14 protein-coding genes are annotated in these 16078 nt (G+C 38.0%); 1 reads left to right on the forward strand and 13 read right to left on the reverse strand.

The features are described 5' to 3' along the window. Positions 1-106: 106 nt before the first annotated feature. From IGI50_RS08805 to pcrA, 12 genes are all read right to left on the reverse strand, one after another. Positions 107-490: a DUF1149 family protein gene (locus IGI50_RS08805; RefSeq protein WP_207109222.1), complete on the reverse strand. Its 384-nt coding sequence runs from the start codon at positions 488-490 to the stop codon at positions 107-109. A 114-nt stretch (positions 491-604) separates the two neighbouring features. Further along, positions 605-1210 (reverse strand): HAD-IA family hydrolase, encoded by a 606-nt coding sequence (locus IGI50_RS08810; protein ID WP_438776762.1) that lies wholly within the window; start codon positions 1208-1210, stop codon positions 605-607. A gap of 21 nt (positions 1211-1231) precedes the next feature. Next, on the reverse strand, positions 1232-1900 hold the full coding sequence (locus tag IGI50_RS08815) for a 2,3-bisphosphoglycerate-dependent phosphoglycerate mutase (protein WP_311855745.1): 669 nt from the start codon (positions 1898-1900) through the stop codon (positions 1232-1234). Between the two features lie 50 nt (positions 1901-1950). Further along, a complete protein-coding gene (locus IGI50_RS08820) occupies positions 1951-2364 on the reverse strand; it encodes a hypothetical protein (protein WP_438776763.1) in 414 nt (137 codons plus the stop codon). A 24-nt stretch (positions 2365-2388) separates the two neighbouring features. Next, positions 2389-2517, reverse strand: a complete 129-nt coding sequence (locus IGI50_RS08825) for a hypothetical protein (RefSeq protein WP_010744982.1) — start codon at positions 2515-2517, stop codon at positions 2389-2391. Positions 2518-2519: 2 nt separating this feature from the next. After that, complete coding sequence (gene rlmD / locus IGI50_RS08830; protein WP_438776764.1) at positions 2520-3884, reverse strand: 23S rRNA (uracil(1939)-C(5))-methyltransferase RlmD; 1365 nt, start codon at positions 3882-3884, stop codon at positions 2520-2522. Positions 3885-4055: 171 nt separating this feature from the next. Continuing rightward, positions 4056-5066: a diacylglycerol kinase gene (locus IGI50_RS08835; protein WP_311855446.1), complete on the reverse strand. Its 1011-nt coding sequence runs from the start codon at positions 5064-5066 to the stop codon at positions 4056-4058. A gap of 12 nt (positions 5067-5078) precedes the next feature. After that, positions 5079-6509 carry an Asp-tRNA(Asn)/Glu-tRNA(Gln) amidotransferase subunit GatB gene (gene gatB / locus IGI50_RS08840; RefSeq protein ID WP_010744985.1) on the reverse strand — a complete coding sequence of 477 codons (1431 nt, stop codon included), beginning with the start codon at positions 6507-6509 and terminating at the stop codon, positions 5079-5081. Further along, entirely contained in the window at positions 6509-7978 is a 1470-nt protein-coding gene (gene gatA, locus IGI50_RS08845; protein WP_218255680.1) for an Asp-tRNA(Asn)/Glu-tRNA(Gln) amidotransferase subunit GatA, read from the reverse strand. Before gatA ends, gatB begins: the two co-directional genes overlap by 1 nt. Beyond that, positions 7978-8283: an Asp-tRNA(Asn)/Glu-tRNA(Gln) amidotransferase subunit GatC gene (gene gatC / locus IGI50_RS08850; RefSeq protein ID WP_010744987.1), complete on the reverse strand. Its 306-nt coding sequence runs from the start codon at positions 8281-8283 to the stop codon at positions 7978-7980. Before gatC ends, gatA begins: the two co-directional genes overlap by 1 nt. 191 nt (positions 8284-8474) lie before the next feature. Next, positions 8475-10493 (reverse strand): NAD-dependent DNA ligase LigA, encoded by a 2019-nt coding sequence (ligA, locus tag IGI50_RS08855; protein WP_218257354.1) that lies wholly within the window; start codon positions 10491-10493, stop codon positions 8475-8477. A gap of 31 nt (positions 10494-10524) precedes the next feature. Next, positions 10525-12774: a DNA helicase PcrA gene (pcrA, locus tag IGI50_RS08860; protein ID WP_218255682.1), complete on the reverse strand. Its 2250-nt coding sequence runs from the start codon at positions 12772-12774 to the stop codon at positions 10525-10527. A gap of 151 nt (positions 12775-12925) precedes the next feature. Here pcrA and IGI50_RS08865 point away from each other — a divergent pair, with 151 nt between their 5' ends. Then, complete coding sequence (locus IGI50_RS08865; protein WP_218255684.1) at positions 12926-14500, forward strand: ClC family H(+)/Cl(-) exchange transporter; 1575 nt, start codon at positions 12926-12928, stop codon at positions 14498-14500. Between the two features lie 8 nt (positions 14501-14508). Here the strand turns inward: IGI50_RS08865 and IGI50_RS08870 are convergent, their stop codons facing one another. Further along, on the reverse strand, positions 14509-15969 hold the full coding sequence (locus IGI50_RS08870) for an alpha-amylase (protein WP_218255685.1): 1461 nt from the start codon (positions 15967-15969) through the stop codon (positions 14509-14511). Positions 15970-16078: the final 109 nt, after the last annotated feature.

A 16078-nucleotide genomic window follows, 5' to 3' on the forward strand; every position in this document is an offset into this window, starting at 1 on the left:
GTTACAAAGAAACTTTCATAATTTTATTCATTAAAAATCCTCCATTCTGAATACGCACTGAAAAAAAGAAACAGCTCGCAAATCAAATGGAGGATTTATAGTTATTTTAAATAGTGTTAGAAGAAAAATTGATTTTAACCCCAGGCTTATCTAACGCAATTTCTGTAATTTCATAAACCATTCGTTCGATTAATCTTAAGATAGGACGAATCATCTCATTTGCTTCAGCCTCAGTCAAATCATTCTGCTGTTTCACCTGACGTCCAATCACATGGATAACCTGAGATAAAACGCCGCCAATAATAAATTCTTCGAAAGGAAGCACGAACTCAATCCGTACACCCATGATACTATTTTCGGCTGGATATCCCGGATCCACAGCTTCTAGCGGACTGAAATTAATCAGCAATTTTTGTTTTACTACTTGGTCTTTCGGCGGAAGTCCATAATTAAATGATTCCACGACTTCCTGATCGCGTTGTAATTCCATTTCGCACCTCCTCATTATAAACGTTTAATTAAATAGATTTAAAATATAATTTTTAATATTTCTATTATTGTCAATTCTTCCAACTATTTCCTTATCCCAATTATAACTTTCTGGTCAGAAAATTTGTACCATTTCTTTTAAATTATTTATAAAATAAGTAGCGCAAATATTCTGTTTGAAGTAATCCAAATCAAAGAATACTGTCTGAACTCCTGCATTATTTCCAGCATCAATATCCAACTTGCGATCCCCGATCATTACCGCTTTTTCAGCATCTAAATGATATTTTTCGATAAAATACTGAATTGCTGAGGGATCCGGTTTTCTTGGAAACTTTGAATCACTGCCAATAATATCTGTAATCATCGTTTCTAAACCATCTCTCTTCAACAAGTTCCAGGTTGATTCAACAGTACGATGAGTCAAAATAAAATGTTGCCCGCCTCTTTCCCGTAATATTTTCAAGGTCTCTTTTGTTTCTTTAAAAGGATAGGAATCCTTGTTGTCCAAAGCCTCAAGTGCATGATATTTTTCATCAAATTCTGGAGTAGGCAACTGCCAATCAGTAATCATTTGACGAATGGACTCTTCTTTTATTTTCCTATAAACAACTTTTTCATCTTTCTCAATACCAAACTCTTCAAAAGTTCTCATGAGCGACATTAACATAATTGGATACGTATCGTATAACGTACCATCAAAATCCCATATAAAATTCATGCTAACCCTTTCCAAATAATTTTATAAAATTTCCTTTTTAATAATTTCTAATTGTGAATTGAAAGTGTAAACCATAGGAGTCGCGTTAGGAATGTCAATTTTGTCAACTTGATCAATCGGAATTTCTTCAAGAAATTGTACTAAGGCTCGCAAACTATTTCCATGTCCACATACCAGAATTGTTTTTCTATTTAATAGATTTGGTACTAACTGGTCCTGCCAAAGCGGGACAACCCGCCGCGAAGTCATATGTAGGCTCTCTCCTTTGGGAATTAATCTCGAATCTAATTGATCATATCGACGATCAAAATGATTATCTTTGGTTAAAGGAGGGACTTCATCAAACCCTCTTCGCCATTTTTTAACTTGATCAGCCCCAAAATGCTGTGTCATCAATTCCTTATTCTTTCCAACTAATGCACCATAATGTCGCTCATTTAATCGCCAAGTTTTATATTCAGGAACAAAATATGCGCCTGCTTCTTGCAAAATCATCTTGGCAGTTTTAATCGAACGCTTAAGTACAGACTCATATGCTAAATCAATCGTCAAACCTGCTTGCTTAATTTTATTCCCTGCATCCCTAGCTTGTTGAATTCCTTTTTCAGTTAAGTCTACATCGAGCCAACCGGTCCAATAATTTTGAAAGTTGGCTTCACTTTCGCCGTGTCGAACTAAAATTAATTTCATCTTTTCACCTTCTCGTTGTAAGAATATCAGAAAAAGCCTAGTTTTAAAAACTAGACCTTTTTTATAAATTGCTTATGGCAATTCTTACAAGTCACTTTGATTTTCCCTCGACCTTTTGGGGCACGCATCTTTTGTTTACATTCAGGACATTTAAAGTAACGATATGTTCCCTTTTTCCCCTTGAAAAAATCTTTGATTTGGGCGATCCATTGGATAAACTTTTGGTTTTCATTACTTCTTGGATAAATTTTTTTCGAACAAAAACGATATAAAACTATTACGAAAGCTGCTATCGCCAAAATATTACCAATATAAAATGGAATCCAACGATCAAAAATCATCATCACTGCCCAAAAAATCAATAATGCTTTATTCACTTGATCTAGCCTGCCATAACGTCCACGCATTACATGTGTGTACTTTTGATAAAATTTGGTCAATCGTTGTATCCAAATGTTTCCCAATGAAATTATCCCCTTTCAATGACTTTACTTGTTATAAATTTTTGGCCCTTTACGCATATTCTTTCGATCATTTTTCGGTGTTTCCATTTTTTTCGAACGTCCGCCACCTTGTTTTTTCTTGATTAGCTCTAACATTTTCTCTTTTTGATTCACTATTACACCGCCTTTACCAATAAGGTTACAGATTCAACGTGGTGAGTTTGTGGGAATAAATCCACCGGCTGTACTTTCACTGCACGATAGCCAAGGTCCTCGTATCTTCTCAAGTCTCTGGCAAGTGTAGCTGGATTACATGAAATGTAAATAATTTTATTAGGATTTACCGCTACAGATGCCTCAATGAATTTTTCATCTAACCCTTTTCTTGGTGGATCAACAAAAACTACTGAAGGTTCAATGCCTTCACGAGCCCAACGAGGCATAATTTTTTCAGCTTTTCCTATCTCGTAATTAGCATTTTTTATGCCATTATTTTTTGCATTTGCTTTAGCATCATCGATTGCTTGAGGCACTATCTCAACCCCATAAACGTGCCTAACTTTTTCCGCTAGTGACAAACCAATAGTTCCTATTCCACAATAAGCATCTACAACGATATCCTCTGAATTCAAATCAGCAAACTCTATTGCTGTCTGATAAAGTACTTCTGTTTGTTCAGTATTTACCTGGTAAAATGATTGAGGAGAAATTTGATAGGTCTTCCCTAGTAAAGTGTCATTAATTGTTGCTTTACCATAAAGAATTTTCTCATCTCGCCCCATAATTACATTTGTTTTTTCAGAATTAATATTCTGAATCACTGAAACAACTTCTGGTAATTCAGCCTTAATTGTTTCAGCAATTTCGCCACCCTTAAAGAAACGTTCTGCTCTAGTAACAAGTATGATCATCATTTCATGGCTATAATGACCACGACGAATAACGATGTGACGGATAAAACCTGTATTTTCTCTTTCATTATAGGCTTTCACCTTGAAGCGTTGTAAGATATCGCGAACTGTCGTAATTGCTTGATCAATTTTAGGATCTTGGATCAAGTAATCCTCAATTGGAAGCAAGTCATGTGAATTTTTACGATAAAAACCAGTCATTAACTGATTATCAACTTTTTGAACGGGAATTTGTGCTTTATTACGATACTCAAACGGGTGCTCCATTCCCAAGGTTGCAGCAACAGACAAATCTGGTAATTTAGCAATTGTCTTCAAAACTTTTTCAACTTGCTGCTGTTTAAATCGCAGTTGGTACTCATAAGTCATATGACTTAAAGGAGCAATACCGCTTCTTAAAAGATCTAAGTCTTTAACTTCTTGCCGTTCAGGATTGGAATTAAATCGTTCCATGACTTTTCCATAGCCAAATTTTTTTCCAACTTTAACTGCTTTAATTTTTATCTCTTCTTCTGGCAAAGCATTTTCAATAAATAGCGGATAGCCATCAATGTGGGCAACACCCAATCCTTCATGTGACAAATCATCGATCGTCACTGTATATGTTTTGTTTTTCTCTACTGAGGTCATTTTATTCTCCTTCAAGGCTGATTTATCTATTCTAATGAATTCTACTTGAAAAAGCAAGGTAACACTAAGTTTTATACTTTTAAGAGTTCCATAAGAATAACTACTTGCTATATGCAATTTTTGAACGGACGCATAAAAAACGTTTCTGTTCTCGAACAGAAACGTTTTATTTTACTCTTCTAAATCTTCTTCTTGGATTTTTTCGTATTCCTTAACTAACTCTATTCCAGCTTCTCGCTTTTGATCATCTGGACCCAAAATCGCATCATCATTGATTTCATCCGTGTTAGCATAGAATTCGATATGCTGATGAAGATTGTCAAAACGCATTGGAGCATCGCCACCATATTCTCCATCTAAATTAATCATCATTTTCTTATCGGTATCAATTAGGCTTGCATCCAAGAAGCTTGTTTTCACATACAAAACCTTTGAGTCATTGACATGCTTTCCACCATTTAATACTAAAGTAATTAGCCGAACAATTTCAAATAGATTCGCAGTCTTAACTACTATCAACGAAAATTTCCCGTCATCTAACTTAGCATCGGGTGCGATAGTTTCAAAACCGCCAATAGAATTTGTTAAACCTAAGAAGAACATTGAAGCATTGCCTTCATACTCGCCACCTTCATATATCAATCGCATTTTCGTCGGTTTGATTCGTGGAAGCATTTCTGCCCCTTTGGCTAGATAGGCTAAATACCCGAAAATGCTCTTCAATTCTGAAGGCACCTCATACGTCAATTCAGTTAACGAACCACCAGCCGCGATGTTGATAAAGTACGTGTCTGCAGCTTTACCGATATCCATCTTGACTGTTTGTTGTTTCTGAATGACCTCAGCAGCTGCTTTGACGTTATTGCGTGGGATTTTCAATGCTCGAGCATAGTCATTTGTCGTCCCCGCTGGAATAATCGCCATTTTAGGGCGTTTCTTTAATCCTGCAATTCCATTTACTACTTCATTGATTGTTCCATCGCCACCCGCTGCAACTACTAGTTCAAAACCAGCCTTTGCCGCACGGGTTGCTTCATTTTTTGCTGAATCAGGTTCAGGAGTCGTAGCGAAGGCACTTGCTTCATAACCTGCTTTTTCGATGGCTTCTAAAATATCTGCTAGATTATTACGCATAATCTCTTTTCCAGATACTGGATTATAAATCAGTCGTGCTTTTCTCATGATCGAGCTCCTCTAACGTTTCGCTAATTCCTCTTGAAGTAGTTTATTTACAACACCTGGATTTGCTTTTCCTTTGGTCGCTTTCATAATTTGACCAACTAAGAAGCCGACCGCCCGATCTTTACCATTTTTGAAGTCTTCGACAGACTGTTCATTATTATCAAGTACTTCGTTGATCATTGGCAACAATTGTGCTGGATCTGACAATTGGACAAGTCCTTTTGCTTCAACAACCTCTTTAGCATTTCCACCGTTTTGAATCAATTCACGGAAAACTTTTTTCGCAATTTTCGAACTGATAGTCCCATCTGCAATCAATGTAATCATGCCCGCCAAATTATTTGGGGTTAATTTCGTCTCAGCCAATTCTAATTTTTCACTATTCAAATAAGCGGAGACCTCACCCATTAGCCAGTTAGAAGCCTGTTTGGCATCTGCACCTTCTTTTAATGTATCTTCAAAAAAGTCAGACATTTCGCGACTCAAGGTTAGAACCATTGAATCATATTCTGGCAAACCAAGTTCATTTACATACCGCTCACGACGAGATGCAGGCATTTCAGGTAATGTTTGCCGTACCTTATCAATCCAAACATCATCAATTTCAAAACGAGGAATATCTGGCTCTGGGAAGTAACGATAATCGCTCGAACCTTCTTTAACACGCATTAAGATCGTTTTATTGGTTCCTTCGTCATAACGACGTGTTTCTTGTTGGATTGTTCCACCAGAAAGCAACACTTTTGTTTGACGTTGCACTTCAAAGGTCAATCCTTTTTTTACAAAACTAATAGAGTTTAAGTTTTTCAATTCGGTTTTCGTTCCGAACTCTTCTTGTCCATAAGGTCGTAAAGAAATGTTCGCATCACAACGCATAGAGCCTTCTTCCATCTTCACATCACTGACACCTGTGAACTGGATAATTGATCGTAATGCTTCTAGATAAGCATTCGCTTCTTCAGGCGAACGCATGTCTGCTTCAGAAACGATCTCGATCAAAGGTGTTCCTTGACGGTTCAAATCGACATATGAATAGCCGCCGATACCATGCATATTTTTCCCTGCATCTTCTTCTAAGTGAACACGTTCAATGCGTATCTTTTTCTTTTTGCCATTGACATCAATTTCAATCCAACCGTCATGACCAATCGGTTCATCAAATTGAGAGATTTGATAAGCTTTCGGATTATCTGGATAGAAATAATTCTTACGATCAAAATGCATATTTTTCGAAATTTCACAGTTTAGCGCAAGAGCAGCTTTCATCCCAAATTCAATTGCCGCTTTATTCATAACTGGCAAGACACCTGGATAGCCCCAGTCAATAATATTTGTATTCGTATTTGCTTCTGCACCAAAATGGGCAGGTGCAGGTGAAAAGATTTTAGAGTTTGTTTTTAATTCAACATGGACTTCAAGTCCGATGACTGTCTCTAAGTTCATTATTTTCCCCCCCCTAAAATCACAGGTTTTTGCTTATGAAAATCCGTTGCTTGTTCAAAAGCATACGCTGCTTTATACATAGTAGGCTCATCGAAATGCTTTCCAATAATTTGCAAGCCTACTGGTAATCCTTCTGAGAAGCCAGCAGGAACAGACATGCCTGGTAAACCAGCTAGGTTCACTGGAATCGTTAAGATATCATTTAAATACATCGTAATTGGATCATCAATGTTTTCACCAATACCAAAGGCAACAGTTGGCGACGTTGGACCAATGATCAAATCGTAATCAGCAAATACCTTATCAAAATCTTGTTTGATCAGCGTGCGAACCTGTCCAGCCTTTTTGAAGTAAGCATCATAATATCCCGCAGAAAGAGAAAAGGTTCCTAACATGATTCGGCGTTTTACTTCGTCACCAAATCCTTCAGTACGAGTATTCACGTATACGTCTTCCAAGTTTTGAACATCTTCGGAACGGAACCCGTAACGAATACCGTCAAAACGCTGCAGGTTTGAACTTGCTTCAGATGATGCAATAATGTAATACACTTCTACCCCATATTTAGAGTGTGGTAAACTCACTTCTTCAACTGTCGCTCCCAACGCTTTAAATGTATCCACAGCTTTTGTAATTGCTGCTTTAACACCTGGTTCAATCCCCTCAGCCATGAACTCTTTTGGTAATGCAATCTTCATGCCTTTTATATCGCCTGTTAAACCTGCAGCAAAATCTGGTACAGAAACACCAGCCGAAGTCCCGTCCTTAGGATCAAAACCACTAATTGCATTTAAGGCTAACGCATTATCCTTTACTGTGCGTGTGAATGGTCCAATTTGGTCTAGAGATGACGCAAAAGCAATCAAACCAAACCGAGATACACGTCCATACGTGGGTTTCAAACCAACAACCCCGTTAAATGCTGCCGGTTGGCGAATACTGCCCCCCGTATCACTACCTAAAGAAACCGGAACTTCACCTGCGGCAACTGCTGCTGCAGAACCTCCTGAAGAACCGCCAGGGACTTTCGTTTGATCCCAAGCATTTTTTGTTTTCTTGAAATATGAAGTTTCACTTGAACTACCCATAGCAAATTCGTCCATATTTAATTTTCCAACTGGAATTAAATCTGAACTGTAGACTTTTTCCATAACAGTTGCATCGTAAATAGGATCAAAGTTTGATAAGATTTTGGATGCTGCAGTCGTTAAGATTCCTTTTGTAACAATGTTATCCTTAATTCCAATTGGAATACCAGCTAAAGCATTTTCTTCAGTGATTCCTTTTGCATCGATTGCTTTTGCCAATTCCATTGCTTTTTCTTCATTTAAGGTAATAAAAGCGTCAATATCTTTTTCCGTCTCTTTTATGCGGTCGAAGGTTTCAGCAGTTAAATCAGTTGCTGTAATTTCTTTTGTTACTAATAAATTGTGTAATTCTTCAATTGATTTATCATATAATTTTTCCATTATGCACCAGCCTCTCCGTTGTCAATGATTGCCGGAACTTTAATAAAGCCATCTTCGCTTTCCGGAACGTTTTTCATTAACTCATCACGCGACCAGCCTTCATCCGCCACGTCTTCACGCATAACGTTGATCGTCTCTAATACATTGGAAGTAAATGGCACACCTTCTGTATCAACTTCTCCAAGTTGTTCGACCATGTCGATTATTTTACCTAATTGATCGGTAAAGCCCGTCAATTCATCATCTGAAAAAGAAAGCTTCGCAAGTTTTGCGACATGTTTCACTTGTTCTTCATTGATTGCCATAATATCCCTCTTTCTTTTGTCAATTTTCAATCATTTTATCATATCTCTGTTAGAATTCACGTTTTTTTCTTGAAATTTTTTGAAAAATAATTCAATTCAAACAATTCCAAAATAGACGCTTTATAACAGACTTGACGCCTTTTTATAATACTCGTTCGTTAATAGTGTCGTCAACAATCATATGGGTAGACTTACTCAGTATGACTTTCTTCAATTGCTTGGATCATTTTTTTTTCATCCCAGACTTCGATCCCTAAATTTTGAGCTTTAGTCAATTTACTTCCAGCATCTTCTCCCGCAACAACAATGTCCGTTTTTTTCGAAACACTGCCAGTAACTTTCCCACCAAGATTTTGAATCTTCTCTTTCGCATCTTCGCGTGTATAATCAATAAGTTTCCCTGTTAAAACAACGGTTTTGTCCTTGAATGGCGACTCCACTTCAGCCAATTGGCTTGCACGAATTCCCTTGTACTCAAGATTCACACCACGTTCCGCTAATTCTTGCATTAGCACATGAACTTCTTCATTCTCGAAGTAAGTCACCAAACTGTCAGCAATCGTTTCTCCAATAGTGTTTAGATCAATGATTTCTTCTTTGCTAGCCTTGCTGATCGCTTCCAAACTTCCAAAATGCTCTGCCAAAATTCCAGCTGCTTTTGCTCCTACATGGCGAATTCCCAAACCAAAAATTAGTCGTTCGACGGAGTTCTCACGGCTCGCGTCAATTGCCTTTAGGATATTTTCAGCAGATTTATCTTTAATTTTGTCTAACGTTACAAGTTGGTCCTTTTCTAATCCATAAAGATCCGCTACATCAGAAACCAGTCCTTTATCGAACATTTGAGCTAGCACACGTGGACCTAATCCATCAATATTCATTGCGTTGCGAGAAACAAAATGACTTAATCCTTCTTTTATTTGTGCTGGACATTTGGGATTGATGCATCGAAGAGCAACTTCTTCATCTAAATGAACCAGTTCGCTATCACAAATTGGACAATGTGTAGGCACAGGATATGGCTCACTATCCTCAGGTCTTTTTTCCAGAATGACCTGTGCTACTTCTGGAATAATATCTCCAGCTTTGTATACAAGGATTGTATCTTTCAAGCGAATATCTTTCTTTTCAATATAATCGCTATTATGAAGACTGGCGCGACCAACCGTTGTTCCTGCCAGTCTAACCGGTTCCATAATCGCCGTTGGGGTCAACACACCCGTACGCCCAACTGTCCAATCAATATCTAAGAGAGTTGTTTGAGCTTCTTCAGGAGGAAATTTATATGCGGTCGCCCAGCGAGGAGCTTTCACTGTAAAGCCTAATTCATCTTGTAACTCAAACTCATTTACTTTAACAACAATACCATCAATTTCATAAGGCAATTGATCTCTTGTTTCATGAAAGGTCTCGATGTAGGCCCACACTTCATCAATCGTCTCACAAACACGATGTTCAGGATTTGTTCTAAAGCCTAATCGTGACATTTCATTGAGTGCGTGATCTTGTGTAGTGGATTCCAACGGACCGAAATCAGCCAGCGTATACAAAAATGTGCTCAAATTCCGCTTAGCCGCAATGCGTGTGTCCAATTGACGTAAACTTCCAGCTGCAGCATTCCTCGGATTAGCAAAAACTTCTTTTCCTTCCTCTTCTCTTTGATGGTTTAACTTAACAAAGGAAGATTTTGGCATATAGCATTCTCCGCGAACTTCAATCGAAAGAGGCTCCTTTAAACGTAATGGGATTGACTTAACAGTTTTCAAATTCTCAGTAATATTCTCTCCGACTGTTCCGTCTCCACGTGTAGCCCCTTGAACAAAAACACCATTTTCATATTTAAGGGAAATGGACAATCCATCAATTTTTAATTCGCAACAATAAGAAACGGCATGTCCTATCGCCTTTTTTACCCGCTCATCAAAAGCGATTAATTCCTCTTTACTGAAAACGTCGTTTAAGCTATATAAAGGAATGTCGTGTACAACCTTTTCAAAGCCCTCCAGCACTTTTCCGCCAACACGTTGGGTAGGTGATTCTGGCGTAATTAAGTCAGGATATTCCGTCTCAATTTCAACTAGTTCTTGATATTTTTTATCATAAACAAAATCTTCCACCGAGGGTTGATCTTGTACGTAGTACTCATACGAATATTGATTCAGCTCATTGCGGAGCTCTGCAGAACGCTTTTCTGCCGCTTGAAACGTCATTGGTTCCAAGAAAATCCCTCCTAATTTTTGCTTAAATTTTTTCTATTGGTGCAAAGGCGGCTAATAAACGCTTAACTCCTTGTTGAGGAAAAGCAATATCTAACTCCACATCTTTGGCGTTGCCGCTAACTTTTACCACAGTCCCAACACCCCATTTTTTATGTTGAACCTTATCACCAGGATTCCAGTTTTCATTTTCACCGCCAGAAGCCGTTTTGTTCATCACTGGTTCGCGAGTAGCATGTTGGTATTTAGGCTTCATAGTATTTGGATTTGAGGTAAATGGATTATTGAAAGCCGTTTTTGCTTGTGGCTGCATACCAACTGAGTTTAACAGGCTTTCATCAATTTCTGCAACAAAACGTGAAGGTTGATTATACTGCGTTTTCCCATAAAGTGTTCGAGAGAAAGCATTCGTTAAATACAAGTTCTCTTCTGCACGCGTAATACCTACATAAGCCAAACGACGTTCTTCCTCTAACTCTGCTTCTTCCATTAATGAACGAGAGAGCGGGAATATCTTTTCTTCCATGCCAATCAAGAAAACGATTGGAAATTCCAATCCTTTTGCAGCGTGTAACGTCATTAACGTTACTTGTGCGCTCTCTTCTTGATAATCATCTAAATCTGATACCAAAGCCAAATCATTTAAGAAAACAGCGAGTTTTTCTTCTGGCGCATCAGCTTCCTCCTCATTTTGAGCTTCATTTCTTTTATCAAACTCTTTCGTAACTGTGCGGAATTCCTCTAAATTTTCTAACCGTGATTCCGCTTCTAAGGTTCTCTGATTTTTTAGATCATCTAAGTACCCCGTTCTTTCTAAAACTTGATCAACTAAATCAGTTACTGGAAGATAAGCAATCATCTCCTGAAACTGTGAAATCATAGTTCCAAATTCACCAATCATTCGACTTGCTTTACCAGAAATATTGGCTAGATCAACATTTTGTGCCGCTTCTACCATAGACCAATCATGCATTGCAGCAAAATTTCGTAATTTCTCAACTGAAGCTGCACCAATTCCCCGTTTTGGCGTGTTAATTACACGTTCAAAACTAACGCCATCTCGTGGGTTATTGATGATGTTCAAGTAAGCAATAATATCCTTGATTTCTTTACGATCATAGAATTTATGGCCACCTACCATAGTATAAGGAACATTTGATTTAACTAAAGTGTCTTCAATCACGCGTGATTGGGCATTGGTTCGATACAATACTGCGAAATCATTATAGCTACGATTATTGCTTTGAATTTCTTCTTTAATCTTTCCTACAACGAACTGAGCTTCATCTCGCTCGCTATCTGCACGATAGTAAGTAATTTGTTCACCCGTCTGATTGTCTGTCCAAAGATTTTTATCTCGGCGATTGCTATTGTTTTTAATAACCTGATTGGCGGCGTCTAGAATACTTTTGGTTGAACGATAATTCTGTTCTAACAAAATAACCGTAGCATCGTTATAGTCTTTTTCAAAATCCAAGATATTCTGCATATCCGCTCCACGCCAGCCGTAAATACTTTGATCTGCATCTCCCACGACACATAAATTACGGAAACGTGCTGCCAACATATTTACTAAAGTGTATTGTGCATGGTTGGTATCTTGATATTCATCTACATGCAGATAATGAAATTTATTTTGATAATAAGTCAATACTTCCTCGTTCTCTTCAAATAAACGAATCGTGTTCATGATCAAATCGTCGAAATCCATACTTTGATTGTTTCGAAGTGCTTTTTGGTAGGCATCATAACAGCGAGCAACGATTTCCTCAAAAAAAGACCCTTGACGCTCTGCATAAGTTTCCGGAGTCAATAATTCATTTTTTGCATTGCTGATTGTTCCTAGAATCGATCGAGGATCATATTTCTTTGGATCAACGTTTAACTCTTTCAATATCCGTTTCATTAGCGTTAGTTGATCTGACCCATCCAAAATTGTAAAATTTCGATCATAGCCAATCGCATCTACATCACGGCGTAAAATCCGCACACACATCGAATGGAAGGTCGAAACCCACACGTCGTTGCCACCCTGTCCTAAAATGCCATTGACACGTTCCTTCATTTCTCTGGCGGCTTTATTCGTAAACGTAATTGCTAAAATATTCCACGGGTTAACATTTTTTTCTTCTATTAAATAAGCAATACGGTGGGTTAAAACTCTCGTTTTACCACTTCCTGCTCCTGCCATAATCAGTAATGGACCTTCGGTATGAAGTACCGCTTCTTTTTGTTTAGGGTTAAGTCCTGCTAACAACTCTTGTTTGTTTGGCATGCAAAACGTCCTTTCTATATTCAATCTTTTTTATTATAGCATCTCAGAAAGTTTCGCGACACCAGCAACATTTAAAAAAGCGAATTCATTGATTCATCCTTGTTTTTCTCATAGATTCGCGCTAAATTTAATAATGGTATGGAGGGAAAACATGAAGAACGAACATGAAATCAAACGTTTAGATAGTACGAAAGTTATTTTCATCTTAAAAGGAATCCTAATCGGAGCGATTGCCGGAATTATTGTTAGCTTATTCCGTCTACTCATTGAGGAAATGATGAATCATCTAGTGGCTCTTTATTTGTGGTTCCGTATCAATCCAATAGGGTTGATTCCTTGGACTCTTGTAATGATTATATTCGCCGTTGTCGTAGGATTCTTGATAAAATCAGAACCAAATATTAAAGGGAGCGGAATCCCACAGGTTGAAGGAACTTTGCAAGGAGAAATCAAACTAAATTGGTTTTCAATTCTTTGGAAAAAATTTGTTGGTGGCGTCCTATCTGTAGGATCAGGCCTTTTCCTTGGACGAGAAGGTCCTTCTATCCAGTTAGGGGCAATGGTAGGTCAGGGGTTCGGTGAATATACAAAAGCCTCTACTTCTGAAAAGAAAATATTTATTTCTAGCGGTGCAGCGGCTGGGCTAGGCGCTGCCTTCAATGCTCCTATCGCCGGCCTATTATTTGTAATTGAGGAAGTTCATCATCACTTCTCCCCTTTGATTTGGTTAACCTCGTTAACAGCAGCATTGACTGCAAACTTAGTTTCATTAAACTTTTTTGGTTTAAAACCAGTCTTATTCATCGCGGACGTTCCTTCATTGCCGTTAAAATATTACGGACTGCTGATTCTTCTTGGAATTATATTAGGGGTACTTGGTTATGTGTATCAAATTGTACTTTTGGCATTGCCTCAAATTTACAAAAAAACTCATTTGCCCGAGCATCTTTACGGGCTTATCCCGTTCCTATTGATTATTCCTATTGCTTACTTTTTCCCCTATTATTTGGGTGGCGGGAATCAAATTGTTTTAGCTATTGGAGAAAATAGCTTTCCCATAACTGTATTGATCTTTCTATTTTTCTTACGGTTTCTTTTTTCTATGATCTCTTATGGAGCGAACCTTCCAGGAGGAATTTTCTTACCAATCTTGACTTTAGGAGCATTGATCGGTGGGATTTATGGAACTATCTTACATCAGTGGTTTGGTTTAGATTCCCTCTTGATTCGAGACTTTGCAATTTTTGCTATGGCTGGATATTTCACCGCAATTGGTAAAGCCCCGTTAACAGCCATTATTTTGGTCACTGAAATGGTGGGAAATATTACACACTTAATGCCGTTAGCGGTTTGCTCACTGACAGCCTACGTTGTGAACGATTTATTAGGTGGCAATCCAATCTACGAATCTTTACTTGAACGTTTACTTAACGGTCATCTTCCAAGTATTACTGGAAACAAAACAATCATTGAATTTCCTGTTACGGCTGAAAGTACGTTGGATGGCACAATGGTTCGAGATTTTAATTGGCCGAAAGAAATGTTGTTGATTTCAATTAGACGAGGATCAACAGAAATCTTAACACACGGTGATACTGTGATGAAGGTTGGTGATCTTTTGATGATCTTAACAGATGAAGGCTATACACAAAAAATTAAAAAACAGATTCGTGAACGGTCAGATGCAGCAATAGCAAAAAAACAAGACAAAGCAATACGAGGATGAGCTTAAGCTCATCCTCGTATTTTATTAGCTAATTTTTCGTTTACATAGACAGATACTTGTCCATCATTTACTGGAAATATTCCTTGACCATTCTCATCAAGGACAATTTTTGCTTCATTATTTCCGAGTAGATCAACAAAGGTTTCCCCTTCATGAATGGCACTAATAGTCATTTCTTTTTCTCCACCATTGGCATTGGTCATAATGATTGCAGCTCCAGACTCAGTATCATCAAATCCACCTGTTAAAGTCCAGCCAATAACGTTTGGGTCATCAAAATAGTCCGCTTGGTTGCCAAAGTTCAATTCTTCTCTTAATTTAATCAACGCATTCAATCCTTCACCAACAGCATCTGCATTTTCTGTTCCGTAAAGATCTCCCCAAAAAACTACTGGTGTTCCTTCATTTCTCATTAAAATTAAGCTATAGGCATGTAATTTAAACCAACCTTCTACCCACGATTCTAAGCTTTGTCCATGCTGCGTATCATGGTTGTCCACAAATGTAACAGCCCAATCAGGACGCGTTTCAATCAAAGTACCAGTAAAAATTTGTCGCATATCAAACTCGCCCATTGTAGAAGCTGCTTGAAATAAATTAAAGTGCAAGGGAACATCGAACAATGAAATCAAATTGCCGGATGAATCCAGATATTCCTGCAATTTATCCAACTCATCAGACCAATATTCACCGACAACGAAAAGCTGCTCCCCTTTTTCTTCACGGCGATGTAACAGCCAGTCAACAAATAGGTCAAATCGAATGTGCTTCACTGCATCTAACCGATATCCATCAACATCTGTTAACGCCTGATACCACTTCCCCCACTTATCTAACTGATCAATGGTTTCAGGGTTTTCCATGTCCAAGTTACATCCCATCAAATAGTCAAAGTTGCCATTTTCATCGTCAACTTTTGGTTCCCAGCCTTTATCGGCAAAATTAAAGATTGCATGGTCTTTTTCACGCGCATCATAATCAACACCCGAAAAGTTTTTCCAAGTCCACTGATAATCATTGTATTTACCTTGTCTTCCGGGAAAAATAAATTTTGTCCAAGCTTCTATTTCTTCCTCTCCCGAACTTGGTTTAGTTCGGTCGTCAAACTGATAAGCAACAGCTGAAACAACTTCCGTTTCATCCGCACCCATGAAGTGATCAAAAACGATATCTGCGTAAATCTTCAAACCAGCCTTTTTCAATGCAGTAATACTGCTCAAATACTCTTCTTTCGTGCCATACTTTGTTGCAATGCTTCCTTTTTGATCAAACTCACCTAGATCGTATAGATCATAAGTGCCATACCCGACATCGTTCGCCCCTTCAGAGCCTTTGTAGGCCGGTGGCATCCAGATCGCATTGATTCCCAAATGACGTAATTCTTCTGCTCGCTCAGTCAATGTTTTCCAATGGTTTCCGTCCGCCGGAAGATACCATTCAAATCCTTGTAAAATTGTTTGTTTTCCCATAACCTTCACCTCTACTTCTATCATACAAAAAATGAGAGTCCTTTCATAATATGACGAATCAAAACACACCCTTTAAATGTTTTTGACTGTTTTTGATCGTTTATGGTTG

The organism is Enterococcus sp. DIV0170, from assembly GCF_051710765.1.
Lineage (GTDB): Bacteria > Bacillota > Bacilli > Lactobacillales > Enterococcaceae > Enterococcus_A > Enterococcus_A raffinosus.